The sequence below is a fragment of the Shewanella aestuarii genome (genome assembly GCF_014647215.1).
Taxonomy (GTDB): Bacteria; Pseudomonadota; Gammaproteobacteria; order Enterobacterales; family Shewanellaceae; genus Shewanella; species Shewanella aestuarii.
Genome location: NZ_BMOT01000001.1, coordinates 705,853 through 728,840, shown reverse-complemented (window position 1 = coordinate 728,840; position 22,988 = coordinate 705,853). Strand labels below are relative to the sequence as shown.

The 22,988-nt window shown below is 40.4% G+C and carries 20 protein-coding genes and 2 tRNA genes; 12 read left to right on the top strand and 10 right to left on the bottom strand.

Going from position 1 to position 22,988, the window contains the following annotated elements:
• Positions 1-93: 93 nt before the first annotated feature.
• Positions 94-663 carry a GNAT family N-acetyltransferase gene (locus tag IEY03_RS03155; RefSeq protein ID WP_188839867.1) on the top strand — a complete coding sequence of 190 codons (570 nt, stop codon included), beginning with the start codon at positions 94-96 and terminating at the stop codon, positions 661-663.
• Positions 664-817: 154 nt separating this feature from the next.
• On the opposite strand, the gene trxB is transcribed toward IEY03_RS03155, so the two are convergent.
• A complete protein-coding gene (trxB, locus tag IEY03_RS03150) occupies positions 818-1,771 on the bottom strand; it encodes a thioredoxin-disulfide reductase (protein WP_188839866.1) in 954 nt (317 codons plus the stop codon).
• A gap of 156 nt (positions 1,772-1,927) precedes the next feature.
• Positions 1,928-2,407, bottom strand: coding sequence for a peptide-methionine (S)-S-oxide reductase MsrA (msrA, locus tag IEY03_RS03145; RefSeq protein WP_188839865.1), 480 nt, complete (start codon positions 2,405-2,407; stop codon positions 1,928-1,930).
• Between the two features lie 190 nt (positions 2,408-2,597).
• Between msrA and astE the strand changes: the two genes are divergently transcribed.
• The 5 genes from astE (at position 2,598) to nadA (ending at position 8,726) form a co-directional block, all read left to right on the top strand.
• Positions 2,598-3,641, top strand: coding sequence for a succinylglutamate desuccinylase (gene astE / locus IEY03_RS03140; protein ID WP_188839864.1), 1,044 nt, complete (start codon positions 2,598-2,600; stop codon positions 3,639-3,641).
• Between the two features lie 167 nt (positions 3,642-3,808).
• Complete coding sequence (locus tag IEY03_RS03135; RefSeq protein ID WP_188839863.1) at positions 3,809-4,987, top strand: thiamine pyrophosphate-dependent dehydrogenase E1 component subunit alpha; 1,179 nt, start codon at positions 3,809-3,811, stop codon at positions 4,985-4,987.
• A 3-nt stretch (positions 4,988-4,990) separates the two neighbouring features.
• The gene (locus IEY03_RS03130; protein ID WP_188839862.1) at positions 4,991-5,968 is read left to right on the top strand and encodes an alpha-ketoacid dehydrogenase subunit beta; all 978 of its coding nucleotides are present in this window, start codon (positions 4,991-4,993) and stop codon (positions 5,966-5,968) included.
• Between the two features lie 8 nt (positions 5,969-5,976).
• On the top strand, positions 5,977-7,548 hold the full coding sequence (locus IEY03_RS03125) for a dihydrolipoyllysine-residue acetyltransferase (protein WP_188839861.1): 1,572 nt from the start codon (positions 5,977-5,979) through the stop codon (positions 7,546-7,548).
• Positions 7,549-7,658: 110 nt separating this feature from the next.
• Entirely contained in the window at positions 7,659-8,726 is a 1,068-nt protein-coding gene (nadA, locus tag IEY03_RS03120; protein ID WP_188839860.1) for a quinolinate synthase NadA, read from the top strand.
• 81 nt (positions 8,727-8,807) lie between these two features.
• On the opposite strand, the gene IEY03_RS03115 is transcribed toward nadA, so the two are convergent.
• From IEY03_RS03115 to IEY03_RS03105, 3 genes are all read right to left on the bottom strand, one after another.
• A complete protein-coding gene (locus tag IEY03_RS03115; protein ID WP_188839859.1) occupies positions 8,808-9,470 on the bottom strand; it encodes a YoaK family protein in 663 nt (220 codons plus the stop codon).
• A 420-nt stretch (positions 9,471-9,890) separates the two neighbouring features.
• Positions 9,891-10,901 (bottom strand): type I glyceraldehyde-3-phosphate dehydrogenase, encoded by a 1,011-nt coding sequence (gap, locus tag IEY03_RS03110; RefSeq protein ID WP_188839858.1) that lies wholly within the window; start codon positions 10,899-10,901, stop codon positions 9,891-9,893.
• Positions 10,902-11,078: 177 nt separating this feature from the next.
• On the bottom strand, positions 11,079-11,930 hold the full coding sequence (locus tag IEY03_RS03105; RefSeq protein ID WP_188839857.1) for a DUF2989 domain-containing protein: 852 nt from the start codon (positions 11,928-11,930) through the stop codon (positions 11,079-11,081).
• Positions 11,931-12,132: 202 nt separating this feature from the next.
• Between IEY03_RS03105 and IEY03_RS03100 the strand changes: the two genes are divergently transcribed.
• The 3 genes from IEY03_RS03100 to IEY03_RS03090 all read left to right on the top strand — a co-directional run bounded on the left by IEY03_RS03100 (position 12,133) and on the right by IEY03_RS03090 (position 13,997).
• Positions 12,133-13,566 (top strand): glyceraldehyde-3-phosphate dehydrogenase, encoded by a 1,434-nt coding sequence (locus IEY03_RS03100; protein ID WP_188839856.1) that lies wholly within the window; start codon positions 12,133-12,135, stop codon positions 13,564-13,566.
• A gap of 228 nt (positions 13,567-13,794) precedes the next feature.
• A tRNA-Gly gene (locus tag IEY03_RS03095) sits at positions 13,795-13,870 on the top strand.
• Positions 13,871-13,911: 41 nt separating this feature from the next.
• Positions 13,912-13,997, top strand: a tRNA-Leu gene (locus IEY03_RS03090).
• A 490-nt stretch (positions 13,998-14,487) separates the two neighbouring features.
• Here IEY03_RS03090 and IEY03_RS03085 read toward each other — a convergent pair.
• From IEY03_RS03085 to IEY03_RS03065, 5 genes are all read right to left on the bottom strand, one after another.
• A complete protein-coding gene (locus IEY03_RS03085; RefSeq protein ID WP_188839855.1) occupies positions 14,488-16,083 on the bottom strand; it encodes an ABC-F family ATPase in 1,596 nt (531 codons plus the stop codon).
• Positions 16,084-16,298: 215 nt separating this feature from the next.
• On the bottom strand, positions 16,299-16,916 hold the full coding sequence (gene can, locus IEY03_RS03080) for a carbonate dehydratase (RefSeq protein WP_188839854.1): 618 nt from the start codon (positions 16,914-16,916) through the stop codon (positions 16,299-16,301).
• Between the two features lie 191 nt (positions 16,917-17,107).
• On the bottom strand, positions 17,108-19,780 hold the full coding sequence (locus tag IEY03_RS03075) for a PqiB family protein (RefSeq protein ID WP_188840032.1): 2,673 nt from the start codon (positions 19,778-19,780) through the stop codon (positions 17,108-17,110).
• A complete protein-coding gene (locus IEY03_RS03070; protein WP_229778186.1) occupies positions 19,767-20,363 on the bottom strand; it encodes a paraquat-inducible protein A in 597 nt (198 codons plus the stop codon). The genes IEY03_RS03075 and IEY03_RS03070 overlap by 14 nt, the downstream gene beginning before the upstream one ends.
• Before the next feature lie 79 nt (positions 20,364-20,442).
• Entirely contained in the window at positions 20,443-20,958 is a 516-nt protein-coding gene (locus IEY03_RS03065; RefSeq protein ID WP_346055398.1) for a paraquat-inducible protein A, read from the bottom strand.
• 290 nt (positions 20,959-21,248) lie between these two features.
• Here IEY03_RS03065 and IEY03_RS03060 point away from each other — a divergent pair, with 290 nt between their 5' ends.
• The 3 genes from IEY03_RS03060 (at position 21,249) to proQ (ending at position 22,966) form a co-directional block, all read left to right on the top strand.
• Complete coding sequence (locus IEY03_RS03060; RefSeq protein ID WP_188839851.1) at positions 21,249-21,530, top strand: YebG family protein; 282 nt, start codon at positions 21,249-21,251, stop codon at positions 21,528-21,530.
• Positions 21,531-21,603: 73 nt separating this feature from the next.
• The gene (gene msrC / locus IEY03_RS03055) at positions 21,604-22,062 is read left to right on the top strand and encodes a free L-methionine (R)-S-oxide reductase MsrC (RefSeq protein ID WP_188839850.1); all 459 of its coding nucleotides are present in this window, start codon (positions 21,604-21,606) and stop codon (positions 22,060-22,062) included.
• 280 nt (positions 22,063-22,342) lie between these two features.
• Entirely contained in the window at positions 22,343-22,966 is a 624-nt protein-coding gene (proQ, locus tag IEY03_RS03050) for an RNA chaperone ProQ (protein ID WP_188839849.1), read from the top strand.
• Positions 22,967-22,988 lie beyond the last annotated feature (22 nt).

Genomic DNA, 22,988 nt, shown 5'->3' with positions numbered 1-22,988 from the left:
ACTTGTGTGTCAGAAATTTACAAAGCCACTCATCATCATTATTGATACTGTTTTAAAAAAGTAAAAGTTCATCATTTACCAGGATTAACTGCCATGACCGAGCGTCGTATCATTGAAACAAGTCGGCTAGAGCTGACACAAATGAACCTTGATGAACAAGGTTTACTGTTTGAGCTTGATCAGGATGAAGCTGTGATGCGTTACATCAATGGCGGTCATAAAACCACCATGGAACAAATTGAGCAATACTTCATGCCGCGATTAAAGCGTTACCATAATCCGCTGAAGGGATATGGTTTATGGAAGGTATATGCTAAAACGGCACAAGAGTTACCTGAGTGTTTATGGGGACAATATCTTGGCTGGATCTTAGTCAGACCTATGTTTTTTTTTACCGATACCCCTCATTTTGATGATATTGAATTAGGTTGGCGTTTTAAGCAGATTGCGTGGGGGCTGGGTATTGGCTCTGAGGCTGCGAAAGCGATTGCAGATTTTGTTGTTACCCACCCAGAAGTGAGTGCAATAAGTGCCATTGCAGATGAAGACAATATTGGTTCAATTAACATTATGACCAAGTTAGGCATGGAATTTATCAAAAAAGCACCACATCCTGATGTACCAGACAACCAGCAGGTGGTGTTTTACCAACTTAAAGTTTGATATTCAGACAGTCTAAAGTTTTTTGATTATGCAAATTTTGTCATCTGGGTTTATTAACATCAATAAGCGGATAGAAAATGAGTGATGTTTTCAACCTAGTGTAAAAAAATGCCAATCAATTGATTGGCATTTTTTAATATAAATTTAGTCTAACTTACTTTTTTGCATCAAGATAACGTTCAGCATCCAGCGCAGCCATACAGCCGGTACCCGCAGAGGTAATCGCTTGACGATAATGTTGATCCATTACATCGCCACAAGCATAAATACCTTCAATACTGGTTTGAGTCGCATTGCCTTGTAATCCGCTATTTACTTTTAAGTAACCGTGGTTCATTTCTAGTTGGCCTTCAAAAATACCTGTATTTGGGCTATGACCAATAGCAACGAACACGCCAGCGACTTCTAAATCAGTAATTGAGCCATCTTTGGTGCTTTTCTTTTTCAGACCAGTTACGCCCATTTGGTTACCAACGACTTCTTCAAGCGTTTGGTCTAAATGAAGAATAATGTTGCCATTGGCCACTTTGTCCATCAAACGGTTGATCAGGATTTTCTCAGAGCGGAACGAGTCACGACGGTGAATTAGGTGAACTTCTGAAGCAATATTGCTTAAATAAAGCGCTTCTTCAACGGCTGTGTTACCACCACCGATCACGGCAACTTTTTGGTTACGATAGAAAAAACCGTCACAAGTAGCACAGGCTGAAACACCACGACCCATAAAAGCTTCTTCTGAGGGTAAACCTAAATACTTAGCTGATGCCCCCGTTGCAATAATTAATGCATCACATGTGTATTCACCATTATCACCTTTTAAACGAAAAGGGCGCTCTGTTAAAGTGACTTCATTGATGTGATCAAAAAGAATTTCAGTATCAAATTTCTCTGCATGCTTTTGCATACGTTCCATTAAAGCTGGACCGGTTAAGTCTTCAGCATCGCCTGGCCAGTTTTCAACTTCAGTTGTGGTAGTTAATTGACCACCTTGCTGCATACCCGTAATCATCACAGGTTTTAGGTTTGCACGCGCAGCATATACCGCTGCAGTATAGCCAGCTGGGCCAGAACCTAAAATTAATAGGTTACTATGACGAGCTTCACTCATTTTAATTCTCCGATTTGATGCATGATGCAATTGGCTAAGATTGTAGGGAATTTACCAAAGCGGGTAAAGGGCACAAGCTAGATTGATAGTCGATTGGGCTAATCTAGTGTGTCAATAAATGGTGTCAGTGCGAAAACTCATCTGACACCAACAAATTTAATATGCAATATGGCAAGAGGGTAGATTATTTTTTTCAAGATAATTTTGATGATAATCTTCAGCGATATGAAAAGTCTGTAAAGGCACTATTTCAGTGACAATATGGCGCATACCCCAGCGGCCGCTTCTAGCAAATGCAAGCTTAGAAGCCTCAGCTTGTGCTTTTTGCTGCTTATCATGGAAGAAAATAGTACTACGGTATTGTGTGCCTATATCTCCCCCCTGCATATTAAGTTGAGTTGGATTATGATTTTTCCAAAAAACATCTAACAGTTGATCATAGCTGACAACGTTTTCATCATACTCAACCTGTACGACTTCGGCATGACCAGTGGTACCCGTTTTGACTTCTTTATAGGTTGTCGCACTATCTTTACCACCCATATAACCGCATGTCGCGTTACTTACGCCTTTTATTTCGCGGAAAAAATATTCAACACCCCAGAAACAACCGGCACCAAATGTTGCTAACGCCATGACACACCCCTTTAGGTTTTAGAAGTCTAGATGGCTGTAATTGTGATAAGGTTTGTCACTATATGCAAGTACTGTTTTTGATAAACAGGAGTTTTTAGGCTAACAATTTAATTTGCTCACGCATGTGGTAGAATTCGCTCTAGGAAAAACAAGCAAATACCAAAATAATAACAACAGCAAGGAGCTTAAATTGACTTCACCGCTTATGGAAACCCGAGATTTTTTAGCTTTCACCCTAGAAAGCCCGCTTTCTCTGCCGCAGCAATACCATTTTCATTTAGGTAATCATACTCAAGTTGACATACTTGATACTGGAGTGATTGTTTTCACGCCACTAAATTCAACCGCGCTATCACCAAAAGACATAGTTCTTTCCTGCGCTATTCACGGCAATGAAACAGCTCCAATCGAAATTTGTAACCAATTAATTAAATCGTTGCTCAGTGAAACCATGATTACCCAACACCGCGTGTTGTTTCTGATTGGTAATCCGCCTGCCATATTGAATAAAACCCGCTTTCTTGAAGAAAACATGAACCGTTTATTCAGTGGTGCTCACTCTAAAGGACAAGGTTTAGTCAATACTGAACGAGTAAGAGCAAAAGCGTTAGAACTGTATGTGGCAGATTTTTTCAATCAAGGTCAGGCAGGTGCCCAGCGAATTCATTATGATTTGCATACCGCTATCCGCGCATCCAAACATGAAAAGTTTGCAATTTATCCTTATCGTCCCGGTAGAAGTTATAGTGGCGAACAAATGATGTTTTTGGCCGCATGTGGCGTAGATACCATTTTATTCCACCATGAACCGACAACTACATTCAGTTATTATTCTTCTGAACAATTCAAAGCCGATGCCTTTACGGTTGAGTTAGGCAAAGTGATGCCATTTGGTGAAAATGATATGAGTCGTTTTGAAGATACAAAACGTATGCTCATGAGTTTAATCACCCAAGATGCAATGGCGGTAGCGGAATATCAGCCTGCGCAATTGAATTTATATAAAGTATCACGCTCTATTAATAAAAATGCCGAAGACTTTGCATTTACCTTTGCCAATGATGCACCTAATTTCAGTCAATTCAAGCAAGGCGAATCATTAGCGACTGAGGCTGGTCAAGAGATTAAGGTTGAGCATCAAGTCGAAGCGATTGTGTTCCCTAATGCTAAAGTTCCAGTAGGACAGCGCACTGTATTATGCTTGGTTCCTGCACCTAATGAAGATGTACAGTAGACAGTTTTGATAGGCGTAAAGCAAAATATACAAGCTTGTCGACTAAGATTTGATAACGCGGTCCAGTAAACTATTGTATGGAAGTTTACGTTAACGTAATGTTTGTCGGCGAATTATAATTAGACTGCTACCCTTGAGGTAGCACTTCACAAGAACAAGAGCACATTATGAGCAACGCAACACTGAGCAACGAAACAGTGCATCGTGTCAGCTTTCTTGACAAGGCGTCATTGCACATTCCTATTCTGCGCGTTTTACAGGCAGACGGCACAACATATGAAAATGCTGTGTTACCGGTTATTGACCAAGACCTAGCCGCAAAAATTTATGACACTTGCGTATTTACCCGAGTATTAGATGAGCGGATGTTAGGGGCACAGCGTCAGGGCCGTATTAGTTTTTATATGACCTGTACCGGTGAAGAAGCCGCGATTATTGGTAGTACAGCAGCATTAGATAAAGGTGATGTGATTTTAGCGCAATATCGTGAACATGCAGCTTTACGTTACCGAGGCTTTACCACTGAACAGTTTATGAACCAGATGTTCAGTAATGAAAAAGATCTTGGTAAAGGCCGCCAAATGCCTATTCATTACGGTAGCAAAGCACTAAATTACCATACAATTTCATCTCCTTTAGCGACGCAAATTCCTCAAGCTACTGGTGTTGCTTATGGACAAAAGCTCAAGGGTGAGCGCAATGTGACCATTTGTTATTTTGGTGAGGGCGCAGCTTCTGAAGGTGATTTTCATGCTGGTCTAAATATGGCCTCTGTACTTAAAGCACCGGTTATTTTCTTTTGTCGTAATAATGGCTATGCCATTTCAACCCCTACTGAAGAGCAATATGCGGGTAACGGTATTGCTAGTCGTGGAGTGGGTTATGGCATGCATACTATTCGTGTTGACGGTAATGATATGCTGGCCGTGTTAGCCGCTACGCAACAAGCCAGAGCTTATGCTTTAGAGAATAATGCTCCTGTGTTGATTGAAGCAATGACATACCGTTTAGGTGCACATTCATCGTCTGATGATCCTTCCGGTTACCGCTCTAAAGATGAAGAAGCTAAATGGCAGCAACATGATCCGGTTAAACGTTTCAAATTATGGTTAATCAACAAAGGTTGGTTAAACGAAGCTGATGACGTTAAAACCCATGAACAATATCGTGAAGAAGTACTTGCCGCGGTTAAAGTAGCTGAAAAGTTACCTGTACCTCGATTGGATGAAATCATTGAAGATGTTTTAGACAAGCCAACAGCCGTACTTAAAAAACAGCTGAAAGACTTAAAAGAACACATCAACAAATATCCTAAAGCCTATCCGAAAAGTGCAGGGAGATTATAAGCCGTGGCTCAAATGAATATGTTACACGCCATCAATGAGGCGTTATCAATTGCCATGAAAGCGGACGAACGCATGGTAGTTTTTGGGGAAGATGTTGGCCATTTTGGCGGTGTTTTCCGTGCAACTTCAGGCTTACAAGAGCAGTTTGGTCGCGACCGCTGTTTTAATACGCCGCTTACTGAACAAGGTATTGCCGGATTTGCCAATGGTTTAGCATCACATGGGATGACGCCCGTTGCTGAAATTCAATTTGCAGATTATATCTTTCCTGCGTTTGATCAAATCGTCAATGAAGCTGCCAAATTTCGCTACCGTAGTGGTAATGAATTTAATGTCGGCGGATTAACGTTCCGCACCCCTTATGGCGGCGGTATTGCTGGTGGACATTATCATTCGCAATCTCCAGAAGCTTATTTTACCCAAACACCGGGTTTAAAGGTGGTAGTGCCACGTAATCCTGAACAAGCAAAAGGATTATTATTGGCGGCAATCCGTGATCCTAATCCGGTTATTTTCTTTGAGCCTAAACGATTATATCGTGCGTCTGTGGGCGAAGTGCCTGAAGGCGATTATCAAATTGAGTTAGGTAAAGCAGATGTTGTCAAGCATGGGACTGATATTACAGTGCTTGCTTGGGGCGCACAGATGGAAATTGTTGAAAAAGCCTGTGTGATGGCTGAGAAAGAAGGCATTTCTTGTGAAATAATTGACTTACGTACTCTATCTCCTTGGGATATAGATACCGTTGCTAAGTCAGTTAAGAAAACGGGTCGTCTGGTCATCAACCATGAAGCGCCATTAACAGGTGGCTTTGCGGGGGAGATTGCAGCCACGATTCAACAAGAGTGTTTCTTGCATCTAGAGTCACCCATCAATCGAGTTTGTGGTTTAGATACACCATACCCACTCATTCATGAAAAAGAATATATGCCAGATGAGCTGAAAACATTTGAAGCCATCAAAGCAACAATGGCATTTTAGGAGTGGTCATGATTAAAGATTTTATTTTACCCGATATCGGCGAAGGCGTTGTTGAATGCGAGTTGGTAGACTGGTTAGTTGCTGAAGGCGACACAGTAGTCGAAGATCAGCCTATTGCAGATGTGATGACAGATAAAGCATTAGTGCAAATTCCTGCGCCTTATGCTGGTGTGATCACTAAGCTTTATTACGCCAAAGGCGAAATCGCAATCGTTCATGCGCCTTTGTACGCGGTTAAAGTGGCTGATGATACCGCTTCAGATACCAGTGATACCGCCGTGAATGCTGTGGCTGCTGAAGTGACACCGACAGCGGTTGTTTCAGGTATGCTGGTTGAAGATTTTCTTTTACCGGATATTGGTGAAGGCATCGTTGAATGTGAGCTTGTAGATTGGCTCGTTGCCGAAGGCGAAATGGTTGTTGAAGACCAACCCATCGCCGACGTGATGACAGATAAAGCGTTAGTTCAAATACCTGCAATGAAAGCCGGTAAAATCGTCAAACATTATTATCGCAAAGGCCAGCTGGCTAAAGTTCATTCGCCATTGTTTGCAATTGAAGTAGAAAGTGATGTCATTGCAACTAATCCTGTTTCTCAATCTACACAACAAGTTGTTAATCAGGTGGCTAGCTCAGCCGTTACTACTGAGCCTGTCGTTCAAGGTAAAGCGTTAGCAAGCCCAGCTGTGCGCCGTTTAGCTAGAACGTTAGACATCAACATTGCCGATGTGCAAGGTTCTGGTAAACACGGTCGTGTCTACAAGGAAGATGTAGAACGTCACCTGAAAGGCGCAGCGGTCAAGGTTGCCGCAACAGCACCTGCCGTAAGCACTGCTGTGACTTCAACAAATGTGGCATCGCCTGTTGCAATAGGTGTAGATCGCGTTGAACCGATAAAAGGTGTTAAAGCGGTTATGGCAAGAATGATGGTTGAGTCTGTTTCGACTATTCCTCATTTTACCTATTGCGAAGAGTTTGATTTAACAGAACTGGTTGCTTTACGTGAAAGCATGAAACAGCGTTATTCAACAGATGAAGTTAAACTCACCATGATGCCTTTCTTTATGAAGGCCATGTCACTGGCATTGAATGAGTTTCCAATACTCAATAGCCAAGTGAATGCTGACTGCACTGAGATCACCTACAAGTCACGCCATAATATAGGCATGGCCGTAGATTCAAAAGTGGGTTTATTAGTTCCTAATGTGAAAGATGTGCATTTAAAATCGATTTTAGATGTTGCAGCTGAAATCACTCGTTTGACTTCAGATGCAAGAAGCGGCCGCGTATCACCAGCAGATTTGAAAGAAGGCACAATTTCAATTTCAAACATAGGTGCATTAGGTGGCACTGTCGCAACGCCAATTATTAATAAACCCGAAGTGGCTATTGTGGCGTTAGGTAAGTTACAAACCTTACCTCGATTTAACCACAAAGGTGAAGTTGAAGCGCGTAAGATCATGCAAGTGAGTTGGTCTGGTGACCATCGGGTGATTGACGGCGGTACCATTGCACGTTTCTGTAATCTGTGGAAACACTATTTAGAGCAACCACAAGAAATGATGATGGCGATGCGTTAAGCTAGTTAACACAGTAAATATGTTTAATTATAAAGGACGCTGAATGCGTCCTTTTGTTTTTGAGTGAGTTTTCGTATAATTCGCCCAAGATCCACATCATTGGAACCGTTATGAGCTTGTCGGCCCCCCAAATTAAAACGATTGATTATCCTTTTCCGCCTAAACCGGCTGTTTTGTCTGATGCGCAAAAGCAGGATTATAAGGCCCGTATTAAACAATTATTGATTGATCACAATGCTGTGCTAGTCGCGCATTATTATACTGATCCTGAAATTCAAGTCTTAGCTGAAGAAACGGGAGGCTGTGTTTCAGACTCATTAGAAATGGCGCGTTTTGGTCGTGATCACCCTGCGAAAACTTTAATTGTGGCAGGGGTAAAGTTTATGGGCGAAACGGCAAAAATTCTCAGCCCTGAGAAAACCATTTTGATGCCGACGTTAGAAGCTACTTGTTCACTAGACATAGGTTGTCCTATTGAGCAGTTCAGTGAGTTTTGTGATGCCCACCCCGATCACACAGTTGTGGTGTATGCCAATACCTCTGCTGCGGTTAAAGCTCGTGCTGATTGGGTTGTGACATCAAGTATTGCCCTTGAAATTGTTGAGCATCTGGATGCTGAGGGTAAAAAAATCATTTGGGGTCCGGATCGTCACTTAGGCTCGTACATCGCTAAGCAAACAGGAGCCGAAATGCTGATGTGGCAGGGCGATTGTATTGTGCATGATGAGTTTAAATCTAAGGCATTACTGGAGTTGAAAAAGTTATACCCAGATGCGGCGGTTTTAGTACATCCAGAATCACCTGCAAGCGTCGTTGAGATGGCGGATGCGGTTGGCTCAACCAGCCAATTAATTAAAGCGGCGCAAACGATGGATAACCAAACTTTCATCGTTGCCACCGATCGCGGTATTTTCTACAAAATGCAGCAAGCGGCACCAGGTAAAACCTTAATCGAAGCCCCAACCGGCGGAAATGGCGCAACCTGTAAAAGTTGTGCCCATTGCCCTTGGATGGCGATGAACGGTTTACAAGCCATTGAAGCTTCTTTATCGGATACAGATAAAGCTGATCACGAAATTTTCGTTGATGATGAGCTACGTTTAAAAGCGTTAATTCCGCTAACTCGCATGCTGGATTTTGCAAAAGAATTGAACATGAAAGTGAAGGGCAATGCCTAGTGCTTAGACGTTAATATATACCAAACAAAAAACCGACTTCATGTCGGTTTTTTTATGCAAAGTCTAATGTCGTTTAAGTGGTTAGCTTGTCATTTTCGCTAGAAATAGTGAATAGCTCAAAGCTAACAACATACAGATGCTTGCTGGCACAAAAAGGGCATTAAACTCAAAGATATTAAATAACCAGGCTCCTAACACGCCACCAGAGATAAACCCCGTAATAATTAATATAAATAGCAGTGCTTTTCTTTTATCGAAAGGTTCGCCTCTCAATTTAGCGCCTAACATTATGCCTAAATCAGTGAATATCCCAGTAACATGTGTTGTTCTAACAACAGCTCCGCTGTATGTGGTTACAAGTGCATTTTGTAGCCCACAAGCCGCAGAGGCTAAATAGTGGCCTTGCACTGAATCAGCTGATAGGAAATAGATGGCACCGAATAGAAAAATTGATTCAAGTAGTAATAATCCACTATAGTTTCGCCCTAAAATTAACGAGCCACCACGCAAGCAGTATCCAGAGATAGCAGAGCCTAGCACAAAGCTAATTAGCACAAGGCCTAAATGAATAAAATCAACAACATTGATATCGAATATGCTAGTGCCTAGCATGGTAGCAATACCGGATAAGTGTGAAATTGATTGATGCTGAAATCCTAATAAGCCGACGGCATTAACTAACCCAGCAACTAATGCAAGAATGAATGAGCCAAATTCTACCCAGCGAGGTAACTTTGAAATCATGAGAGGGCCTCATTTTTAAATCAGTAAAATATGACGAAGCTAATCGTTGTATGCCTAGTATCTAAGGACTATTTATTTACAAAGATGCAAATAACAAAGCTAACAACGATATTAGCCGAGCCCTTTGGGCTACGATTTTTGCATCATCGACTTTTTATGCAGAAAAACACACCACAAACTCTCTGCTTTGTACAAATGATCAATAATAATTTGCTTCAAAAACAGCCGCTCCTAGCGAGGCCAGCAAGTGGATAGATTGTAAAATCCTTGATAGATATTAATACCAATATCAGCTTAATCATATCCGCATTTTGATGAACCAATGGTTTTACTCATTTGAATTTTATACTGCAACATTGAGAAAACAAAAAGCCCCGCGTAATGCGAGGCCTTTAGAGGATGATGTAATCGGCTAGATGATTACTTAGCGTTCATTAACGCGACAGCGTTATCTAGCATGCGGTTACTGAAACCCCATTCGTTGTCATACCATGACATTACTTTTACAAGACGACCATTAACACGTGTTTGTGTTGCATCGAAGTTTGAAGAGAATGCATTGTGGTTAAAGTCGATAGACACTAATGGTTCTTCATTAATGGCCAGTACTTCTGACATAGGCGCTTGTTTAGAGGCGCGGGTAACAATTTCATTGATCTCTTCAACAGTGGTGTCACGAGATGCTAAGAAAGTTAAATCAACTAAAGAAACGTTTACCGTTGGTACACGAACAGCTAAGCCGTCGAATTTACCTTGTAACTCAGGAACCACTAAACCAACGGCTGCAGCAGCACCTGTTTTAGTTGGGATCATTGACATTGCCGCAGCACGAGCGCGGCGTAAGTCAGTATGATACACGTCAGATAAACGTTGGTCGTTGGTATAAGCGTGAATGGTTGTCATTAGACCTGATTCAATACCAATTTCATCGTTTAAAGGTTTAGCAAATGGTGCTAAACAATTAGTTGTACATGATGCATTTGAAATCACTGTCATGTCTGCCGTTAATACGTCGTTGTTAACGCCATAAACCACAGTCGCATCAACATTCTTACCAGGTGCAGAGATAATGACTTTTTTAGCGCCAGCATTAAGATGCGGCTGTACAGATTCTTTTGATGTGAAAATACCAGTACATTCAAAAACGACATCAACGTTTAACTCAGCCCAAGGTAACTTAGATGGATCACGCTCTTGGAAAGTTAAAATTTTATCACCGTTAACATAGATGGCTTCATTATCGTGATCTACTTTTGCGTTAAATCGACCATGAACAGAGTCATACTTAGTTAAATGTGCATTAATTGATGCATCACCCAAATCGTTTAAAGCAACGATTTCGATTGGGTAGTTTTTCTCGCTTTCATATAAAGCACGTAATACATTACGACCGATACGGCCATAGCCGTTAATAGCAACACGGATAGTCATCTCATATCCCTCAGTTAAAAATAAATTTGGTGGCACATAAATCGCCTGGTAGTAAAATTACCAAATTGGTGGGGTTCGTCAAGCTAAATCGACAGCAAAAGCGCTTTTAGACACAAAAAGTTCGTAATTTTTTTCCATTTTGTCTGTTTTGTCGTTTTTATAGTCAAAAAATGAAAGTTAATCTTTGATATTCTCTGGTGTTAAAAGCAATGCTGCGCCGGCTGAATTGGCAAAATTACCACTTTTTAAATCGTTTATAAAAGTGTGCGCTTGTTGATCTAATTGTTTGGCTAAAGCGTGATTGCCACCAATTAAACTGAGAAGTTGCTCTTCATTCACCTGATTTTCCGTTAACAGGGTATTAGCTTTAGTAAATAAGTAAACGTTTTCAAAATGTTGTTGTTGCTGAAAGACACTTGCAACACCGAGTAACCAGTCAGAGTTGAAGTTGTCAAAACTGGTTGTGCTAAATAATCCCAGATAAATACGTTTAGCTTCGTCAGGGGACACTCTCACATAATAGCTTACCAGCTGATTTAAAATTTGCGGATCACTGACATTTCCTTGCTGATAAGCTTCTATCACGAGATTTTGCGAGGGTTTGTCGTTAAAGCGGAGCCATCGGTAATATGCCAAATATATATCAGGATTGTCTTTGGTGTATTCTTGAAGTTCACTTAATGTTTGCGTGCTTACGGCATAAGCGCGTTGCCTATCTTGTGTCCGTTCTGGATTGAGTATGTGTTGTACGCCTGCTGCGAGTTCAATGCAGTTACTGTATTTTTCAAGATAGATAAGTTGTTGGAAAAGTTGTTTGCCTGACGGTGTATCAGCTTCTTTGAGGACTAATCTATGGCGGACAAGATCACCTTTTTCAAATCTACACCAACTATCTCGATGTAAATCAGCACAAAGTTCAGGATTATTTTTACAAATCACATCACTATTTCGGTCATTTTCGCAGCCTAAAAGCCCTAAAAAACCACTTATAAAACTAAATGATGTAATTATTACTAGATTTCGCTTCAAAACTAGCTCCTTTTGGATAATTGTCTAATAAAATTACATATTTAGCGAAAATTTGTTACTGGCGAAATGTTGCCAATTTCATTACAATGTCGCCGACCTAGTGGGGATATACCCCACAATACACTAATTATTGGTCTTTTCTTTTTGTTACTCAAACCTTTCTAAAAATATATTAAAGAAAAGTGAGATAAAGGAACCCTACATGAGCGCAGATAAACATCTACAAAGTTGGCAAGAACGTTTTGAAATGGCAGAGGCAATGCAACCTTTACTTGGTAAGTTATATCGTAACCAAGGTGTTGAAGTTGTGGTATACGGTAAGCCATTATTAAACGCTTCGACTATTGAAATTATTAAGTCGCACCGTTTGGTTCGTCGTCATGTGGGTGATAAATTACGATTACGTGAAAGCTTCCCATTTATTCAGGCACTTAGCAAGCTTGCTGTAAAGCATTGTAAAGTCGATATAGGTAAATTAGCCGTAAATTACTGGCGTGAACATACCGATGCAAGCCAAATTGAAGCATACATGGCGAATCAATTAGCGCAAGGTATCAACCATGGCGATGATATGCCTGCCCGTGATGTGGTTTTATATGGCTTTGGCCGTATTGGACGTTTACTTGCACGTTTGTTAATAGAAAGAACAGGCAAAAGTAATAAATTATGTTTGCGTGCTATCGTGTTACGCGGCGGTAAGAAAGGTGATTTAGAGAAACGTGCTAGTTTATTACGTCGCGACTCTGTTCATGGTCCATTTAATGGTTCAGTTGAAGTTGATGAAGAAAACAACGCAATCATTGCCAACGGGACTTATATTCAAGTGATTTATGCTAATTCACCTGATCAAGTGGATTACACCAAATACGGTATTAAAGATGCTTTAATCGTCGATAATACAGGGATTTGGAAAGATGAAGACGGTTTAGGTTTGCACTTAAAAAGCCCTGGTGCATCGAAAGTGTTGCTAACCGCACCCGCTAAAGGCGCTATCAAGAATGTGGTATATGGCGTTAACGAAAACGACATTCTTGCTGAAGATATGATTGTTTCAGCAGCCAGTTGTACCACTAATGCGATTACCCCTGTACTGAAAGCGGTTAATGATAAGTATGGTATCGAGAATGGTCATGTTGAAACTATCCATTCTTATACCAATGATCAAAACTTAATCGATAACTACCATAGTGCAGACCGTCGTGGTAGAAGTGCGCCATTGAATATGGTTATCACTGAAACAGGTGCCGCTAAGGCTGTTGCTAAAGCACTACCAGTTCTTGCGGGTAAGCTAACGGGTAACGCTATACGCGTGCCAACGCCAAATGTGTCAATGGCAATTATCAGCGTAAATTTAAATGCTGAAACAAACCGTGATGAGCTTAATGAGTATTTGAAAGACGTCGCTTTATTATCTGAGTTGCAAAATCAAATCGACTTTACAGAGTCGACTGAAATTGTATCGAGTGATTTAGTAGGGTCGCGTTATGCCGGTGTTATTGATTCTCAAGCCACTATTGCTGATGGTAAACGCGCTATTTTGTACGTTTGGTATGACAACGAGTTTGGTTATAGCTGCCAGGTTGTTGGTGTTATGCAAAAGATGCTTGGTCTAACGACACTATCATTACCCAAATAAGTCATTAACTTGACCAGTCAATAAAAGCACCTGAGGGTGCTTTTATTGTTTTAAAGGTATATCAATCATGATTTAAACCCTCATGAGCATTTATGCAGCAGTTAAACCGATATTTGAGAAAATTGTAATTTTATTGATTGACTCTTAATTTAGAAAAGGTAGAATGCGAACCCGCACTCAGGGGAACTTTGCAGTTATGTAAAGCGCTCAGAATGCGATAAAGATTCAGCGACATTAGCTCAGTTGGTAGAGCGATACCTTGCCAAGGTATAGGTCATCGGTTCGAACCCGATATGTCGCTCCAAATTGAGTTTGAATTGTCATTTACAGTTTGAACAACAGTTTGCCCGAGTGGTGGAATCGGTAGACACAAGGGATTTAAAATCCCTCGCTGAATAAGCGTGCCAGTTCAAGTCTGGCCTCGGGTACCATTATTAAACTCATTTGACGTTAAGTTAATGAGTGATGGATAAAAAAGCCTCAACAATGTTGGGGCTTTTTTATGCCTAAAATTTGAATGAGTCACTGCTAGCCATTCATTATCACCCTACTAGAACCTCGTTATTATCTTACTATCTCATATTTCATTATTAAGTGATTCGAAGTGATAGTAATCGGCATTTGATCGTATCTCAAGTAACATGTTGAAGCTTCTATATAGCCCCCAGCAGCTTTAAAAAAAAGCTGAGTGTGGCGTTTTAGGCTGCAAGGGTATTAACGGCGCAGTTTGATTTTTCTGTTACAGCGAATGCCATGTAAAAGTTTTAATTTTATGGTTTCATAAGCTTTGAAATGGACAATGATTGCTGTTTGATGGGGCTACTAGGCATATTAATAAAAAGGCCTGATGCAATACATTCATCAGGCCTATTGATTAGACTCATAAGTCAAAATTGGCTACTAACAGTGAAAGATGACGACTTAATTTGTAAGCTGTGCTTGGCTGGCTAAGTATTCGTCAAACGTACCTTGGAAGTTGATCAATTTATTATCTTTGACATCAATAATACGGGTGGCAAGTGACGACACAAACTCTCTATCGTGGCTTACAAATATTAGCGTGCCTTCAAACAGTTTTAACGCTTGATTAAGGGCTTCAATTGCTTCCATATCCATATGGTTTGTCGGCTCATCCATAACTAACACGTTAATGTCCATCATCATTAACTTGCCAAATAATAGACGGTTTTTTTCACCACCAGAACAGTTACGGACTTTTTTGTTAGCATCATCTTCAGTAAACAACAAACGTCCAAGCATACCGCGTACCATTAGATCGTTATGCTTTGGTGTGCGCCATAAAGACATCCAATCAAATAGGCTCATGTCATTATCGAAATCCGCGCTACTGTCTTGCGGGCAATAACCAATGGCGGCATTCTCTGACCACTTAATACGACCATGATTATGGGGGATTTCATTAACTAAACAACGAAGTAGGGTAGTTTTGCCTACGCCGTTTTCACCGATAATAGCAAGCTTTGATCCCGCTTCTAAAATAAGGTTACCGTGTTCAAATAATACTTCATCAAAGCCATGGCCCAATTCTTCTAAAACAAGCGCTTGGCGATGTAATTTTTTGCTTTCAGTAAAACGAATAGATGGTGTGATACGGCTTGATGATTTCACTTCATCTAGCTTAATTTTATCCATTTTCTTAGCGCGTGAACTGGCTTGCTTAGCTTTTGATGCATTTGCGCCAAAACGATTAACGAAGTCTTGTAGTTCATCTATCTCGGCACTTTTTTTAGCGTTACCCGCTAGAAGTTGTTCACGTAATAAACTTGATTGCGCCAAAAAGTATTCATAGTTTCCTGGATAAATCCGCAGCTCACCATAATCGATATCAGCCATATGAGTACAGACCGAGTTTAAGAAGTGGCGGTCATGCGAAATAATGATCATGGTGCATTTACGTTTATTAAGCTCAGTTGCTAGCCAGCTAATCGTATGGATGTCCAAGTTGTTGGTCGGCTCATCCAGTAATAATATATCTGGGTTAGCAAATAAAGCTTGCGCGAGTAGCACACGTAATTTCCAACCAGGTGCAACCTGTTGCATTAAACCAAAGTGAAATGACTCTTCAATGCCTGCTTCTAATAAAATCTCACCTGCACGGCTTTCTGCTGTGTATCCATCCATTTCGGCAAACTCACTTTCAAGATCGCCCACACGCATGCCGTCTTCATCTGTCATTTCAGCTTTGCTGTAGATGAAGTCGCGTTCTTGCTTTACTTTCCAAAGTTTAACATCGCCCATGATCACAGCATCAACAACACTATATTGTTCAAACGCAAACTGGTCTTGACTGAGTGTACCGACTTTTAAACCCGGTGAAATTGAAACATTGCCAGAGGTTGGGGCAAGGTCACCACTGAGGATTTTCATGAAGGTAGATTTACCACATCCATTAGCACCGATTAAACCATAACGGTTGCCATGCCCAAACTGAGCGGAAATGTTTTCAAACAATGGTTCAGGACCAAATTGCATAGTAATATTTGCGGTAGAAATCAAAGCAAGTTTCCAAATAGGTGGTACAGCATATTTATCGACAAGCGACTAGGTTTAGCGTTGTGAGAATAAGACTGATATGAAAGAGTATTTAGGGCGCGGATTATACAGGTAAGTGGTCAATTGTCGATTTATAATGCTATTTTGCAATTTACGGCAAAAGCATTTAACCCCTAATTAGAGAGTAGGGTTAATTGCTTTTTCATTACTTTAGTTTGTTATTTAGGAATAATGAATGCGGTTTCACGATCAACGGTGACATCTAAATCGGTCAGTAATCCATTATTAATGCCATAGATCCAGCCGTGTACCGAGACATTCTGGCCTCTTTCCCACGCCTCTTGCACTATAGTTGACGAGGTAACATTGGCAACTTGCTCAATGACGTTTAATTCACATAAACGATCAAATCTTTTTTTCTCATCTAGGCTAACTAATTCTGCTTGATGGATACGGTAAATGTCGCGCAGATGGCCTAACCAGTTATCAATCAACCCAAGGCGCTGATTTTGCATAGCCGCTTTGACACCACCGCAACCATAATGTCCAACAACCATAATATGTTTTACTTTTAAAACATCGATGGCATATTGCAAAACAGATAAACAGTTTAAATCGGTATGGATAACCATATTGGCAATATTACGGTGAACGAAAACCTCACCAGGCATTAAATCAATAATTTGATTTGACGGTACACGGCTATCTGAGCATCCAATCCAAAGATATTCGGGATTTTGCTGTTTGGCGAGCTTTTCAAAGAATGTTGGGTCTTCTTGATTGATGCGTTGCGCCCAACGACGATTATTTTCGAAAAGCGGTTTAAGCAGTTTCATAGTCACTCACACAGCATTAGCACTATTAGATCAAGTGCCTATTGTAATTTTCTAACGAGTATATCAGCAAAGTTGGCTGATCTGGTCTATCCAATGTCGAGTTTTACGCTACTGATAGTAAATAAATTTCAATTAAAAAGCGAAGTAAAATAATTACTTCGCTTTTATCTGATAACAAACCAATTTATCGATTACTGTTGAGCGGGTTGCCACTCTTCCCATTCAGGCTTCATACGGTTTTGTAACATAAATTCACTTGATGGAGTGATGGTGTTGATATTGCTAGTGATGTCTTTTGTGATCACAGATATACCACCAGATAACAAGGTTTCTAATGAGCCCGTTTCAATCTGTGCTCCAGAGAAAATACCCACTTCAAGTTTAATTCCTGATGCGTCCCAGAATTGGCTGCTGGTATTGACCAAATGTGTATATTCAGTGCGAATATGAGCAAACATTAATACTTGTTGGCCTGTTTTTGAGAGGTTGTATCCATCAATTTGGCCAATGGCTATGCCTCTAAAAAAGATTGGAGTACCCACTTTTATCGATCCTAATTGTTTATCAATTAGGGTGAAAGTGAGTGCATCTTTAGGGATATTAGCATCCCAGCGAGCAGCTAGTTTTGCTTCAAACTGGTTAGTCGTAGATTCGGCGTCACCTGGTAAGACACCAATATATGCGCCGGTAATGAGGGTATCTACATCTCGAATTCCGGCTAATGAAACTTGAGCTTCAACCACAAAGTATTCCGCATTCTGCTTACTAAAATGCAAAACATATTCACCGTATAAATAGGCACTTGCGATTTGCTTTGATAAATCCTTAGCAAGTTTTACCTGTTTTACTTCGCCTATTTTATGACCACGGAAGCGAATAGCTGAGTTAGCTTCAATTTTAGCGGCAGCTGGCAAGGTGATTGTAATCGGTTTTGCCTGAGTTAATGCTAAATGCTGGTTATCATAAAGCTGATCATTAATCGTGATACCCGCTTGTGATGTTAAGCTGGTAATATTAACGGATTTGAAAATTTCATCATCGATAAAACCAAGCGATATGCTGCCTTTAATTGCACCAGCAAGTGGCGCAACATCAATTTTTACGCCTGATAAACTGGCGTTAACTGACATGGCATCATTGCGCCAAAAAACGGTTTTGGCTTGCAGCAATTGTTTGAATGGTTTATCGATGGCTAGATTGAGTGAAAATAGATCTGTCTTTGCTTGCCACTCAATTTTCTCGATAAGACCGATTTGCATTTTCTTGTAGTAAATCGGCGCACCTTCACTTAGGCCTGCACCATCTTGACTGGTTAGTGTTAATTTAATTTTTTGTTGTTCGCCAAAGAGTTTTTGTGCTGTTTCAATACTGTCATAAATTTTAAACTGACTACCCGTTTTGGCTAAAGTTTTAGACTTGCTCGGCACCAATGATATCGCGCCTTCTAATAGCGTTGTTACATCACGGGTTTCAAACTTGATACTGTCTAGTGATGCATCTAATTTAATGGCCTGTTCGCTGATGAAATAACTGCCTTGAGTGACAAGTGATTTAAATTCTGGAAATATTTCGACTTGATATTGCACCGCAGAAAAGTCATCTGTTAAGCGGCTTGATACTACTGAACCAATAGGTAACTGCTTATATCTTACTTGAGCCCCGATAGACATACCTGTGTGTGAGTCAGATAATACGGTTAATAACAGTTTTTGTTGAGTTAATAAATCGGGCGGGGATTGTTCTAATAAGAAACTGCTTGGTAATTTTTCGGTAGCCGTTCCAGGTAGAATATTGATGACATTACCGGTAACTAAACGTGATAAGTGCTTCATCTCAGACAGTGAGACTTCTGCGCCAGAAATCCAAAAGCGACTATCCGATGCCAGGAGTGAATGATATTGGTGTTCGAGTGAAGCCTGTAATGATACGCCTGAATCAGTTAATGATACTTTTTCAACTTTGCCTACGTTTATTCCTCGGTAAATTAAACTCGCGTTTACACTAATATCTTCAGCTTGATCGAGATGCAAATTAAAAATTAACCCACCATTTGCTTGTTCTTCATCGGCATACAGGGTGAATATATCACCGTTTTCCGCGGCTTCAACTTCTGTGCCGGTATTAAAACTGATCCCGCCAGCAAGAATGGATGCCAAACTTTCGGTGTTAACTTTTACACCCGATAGCGATGCATCAATTTTTAAACCTGAAGCATTCCAAAAATGTGAATCTGTATGCACTAGATGGGCGTATTGCTCTTGTATAAAGGCACTTATGATAACGTTATTACTGCCTGATAATCGATAACCTACAACACTGCCTACCGGAATTTGACGGTAGAAAATCGATGAGCCGACATCTATTGAACCTAATTTTTCGGCATGTAATTCAATCACCATGCCTTCACTACCAGGGGTAATAGCGGGAGCTTCTCTTTGGGCTTCAAAATTAGAACGTGACTTGCCGTCACCAGGTTGTAAGGCAATATAATTACCAGAAAAAAGCGTTTCCAAGCCTTCTACACCAGTAATACTGGCTTTGGGTTTCACCAGCCAAAATTGGGTGTTGTCATTTAAGAAAGGATCTGCGCGATAGTCCATAATGACTTTAACATTGACCCCACTTAAATCTTTATCGAGGCTGACATCAGTCACTTTACCGACCGTTAACCCTTGGTATTTAATTAAGGTTTTACCTACATCAATGCCGGCAGCACTTGGAAAATGGATATTGATTTCTACACCGGATTCCTTAATGCTTTTTATCCCCAGCCAAGCACCTAGCATCAAAGCTACAATCGGTAATAACCATATAGGCGAGAAAAGTTTTTTCTTTACAACTTTTGGTGATTCAATTTGTGTCATCATGCGTTTCCAAACGGTCCCATAGTAAGCGAGTGTCTAACACTTTTGCTGCGAGTTGTGTAAGTAAAATGACTAAGGCGAAAGCCGTTGCTGCCGGTGCGGGTTTTGCATCTAATAATTGCCCCATATTGACCAACGCCACTGTCAATGAGATGACAAATAAATCTAACATTGACCAGCGTCCAATCCACTCAATAATGTGAAAACCCACCATCATTTTGCGTTTTGATATTGGGATATTAAAACTAATCGCACTTAAATACAGTCCCAAACCCAATATCTTTAGCCAGGGGACAAGGATACTGGCGGTGAAGACAATAATGGCAATAGGAAACATGCCTGATTTAACCAAATGAGCAATACCACTAAAAATAGTGTCATTAGTCACCACACCACGATTAGTTAATAAGGTGATGGGATAAATATTTGCCAATATTAATAAAATTGTCGCAGTAATCAGTAAGGCCCAGCTTTGCTGGATACTAGCATAATTTCGTGCGCTTAATGGAGAGTGGCAACGGCTACAGTATTGCTCTGTGAGTGCATTAACTTTTTTACAGGTTGCACAAAGACAAAGCCCCATTTTGAGCCCCTGAGGAGTTTCATTAGCTTGTTCATCAGCAGCAATCGCATACTGAGGAATAAGCTCTGGCAAGCCATTATCATTTTTCGACATGGACATAGCTCCACATATGTTCAAGGTTGTACTCGCGTTGTAAAAAAAGAATAGCGAGAAAAAGCAAGGTAAAACTTAAGGTGCCCATGCCAAAATAGACATCAGAAAAATCTGATAATTGAAACGCTGACACAAGAAAACTTATCACATAGATTTCTAACATGGTCATTTGTGATAACAGCCCATGATTTTTAAGTAAACGTCGATAGACACTTTGCCAAAATAGAGAGCGTAAATTCAATTTGATGATTAACACTTGCATCAAAATTGACAAAATCAGTAATGCAGGAGCAATAACCGCAGAAGCGAGCACTGCCAAACCCACGACCCAATATCCTTGTCCCCAAACTTCGACAGCAGTTTGGTAAACCGTTGTTGTGCGAACGCTTCCAAGGAAATTGATTTCGAGTACGGGTAATAAGTTAGCAGGAAAAAACACGATAAGAGCGGTAATGCATAATGCAAGCAGACCATTTAAGGAACAATAGGGGGTGTCATACAAGGCTGTATCGCACCTTGGACACAAGGCTCTTACATTAGAAGGCAAAGCGCGCTTTCTAATGACGAAGTCACAGGAGCGACAAAGTATTACCGCTTTAAATGATTTGGGTTCAGACATTATGGTTGTTATTAAGGCTATCCGTCATCAATAAGTCGTTTATATTATACGATAATGCCAACTTATATTAATAATATCGAAGCAATTGTTGAAACAAATCAATTTTCTATTGCGCTCAACCCTTTATCTATGTCAATCTTTGCACTGTATATAAAAACAGTGGAGATACGTTCATGGCAGTGATTACCCAGTTTGTCGTGGTAAGAGAAGGGGTTGAGAAGATGACATTTACATCGAAGAAAGAAGCTGATGCCTACGATAAAATGCTTGATGTTGTAGACAGTTTAGTCCCTTTCCTGTCAGCTTCTGATGTCAATTTAGATGAGAACACTTGCGAACAATTGGCATTTTACCTTGCCAATAACAAAGATGAGCTTGGGAATTTACTTAAAGGTGTTGTAAAAACAAAAGCAGCTGAGCCAAAACCTAAAAAGAAGACTGTTAAACAAGATTAATTTTCATTAACAGCAACTACTGGTAGTCTGTGCACATTAGAGTATGACATCGTTTTAGGTTCGAGGATTAAAAATGAAAGCAGCATTTTACGAAACACTCATTCGTCAAGCGGAAGCCCTTTTGGCCGATGAAGATGATTTAATTGCAGCTATGGCCAATTTCTCTGCATTGATTAATGATAATTTGCAGGATTTGAATTGGGCTGGATTTTATATTGTCAAAAATGGCCAACTCGTTCTTGGGCCATTTCAAGGTAAAGTCGCTTGTACCCGAATTGAATTTGGCAAAGGTGTTTGTGGCACTGCAGCAGTATTAAATATCACTCAAAGAGTAGCCGACGTGCATCAATTTGACGGTCATATTGCCTGTGATGCTGCGAGTAACTCTGAAATTGTTGTTCCAGTAAGACAGAATGGGCAAGTGATTGCCGTGCTCGATATTGATAGTCCACTGCTAAATCGTTTCGATGAAGATGATCAAGTTGGGATTGAATTGCTAGTAAAACAGTTTGAAAATTGCTTATTTGGTTAAAATGCCAGCAATATGAGGCAAATGATTGTCGCAATCGCCGCAACGAGCTTTATAATAGCCGACACAATGGCGTGCTATTTTTACAATAGTCCCAAAGAGAGACTAGTCTAAACCGCTGCAAATTTGTTAAGCTTTGTTTCCAAGGCTTTAGCAATGCAGTTGTTAGTGCTAATTTATAGGTTAAGTGTCAGTAATACTGAAATACTTAGCAAAAGATGAACGACTATCGGCGAAATAATTATTTGCCAACTTAGTCCCCTTATTTAACGTGGAAGTAAAAATGGAATCAACAGACAAGTTGACCGACACCAACGCAATTTTAGCGTATTTATATGAAACTTTTCCTTTATGCTTTATTGCGGAAGGCGACACAAAGCCATTAAAAATTGGTTTATTTCAAGACTTGGCTGAACGGTTAGCTGATGATTCTAAGGTCAGTAAAACACAACTTCGTGTAGCTCTACGTCGTTACACTAGCAGCTGGAGATACCTTAAAGGCGTCAAAGCTGGTGTACAACGTGTCGATTTAGATGGCAACGATTGTGGTGAGTTAGAACAAGAGCATATTGATCATGCTCAATCCACGTTGAAAGAAAGCCAAGATAAAGCAAAAGCTAAGCGCCAAGCGCAAGCGCCAAAAGCAGCGGCTAAGAAACCAGCTAAAAAAGTGGCTGCTAAGCCTCGTCCGGCGGTCAAGAAAGACAAGCCTGCTGTGGTAGCTGCACCTGTAGTTAATCTCGTTCCTGCAAAATTGGCAGAGTTAACCACTAATCAACGTGTGAACGTTAAATTAGGCGCATCGCCTGTAGCTGGCACGATTACCGACATCAAAAAAGAAGATGTACATGTCCAGTTAGATTCTGGTTTGAGCATCAAAGTACGTGTAGATCACATACTATTATAAATTTTAAAGGAGTAACTTGTTG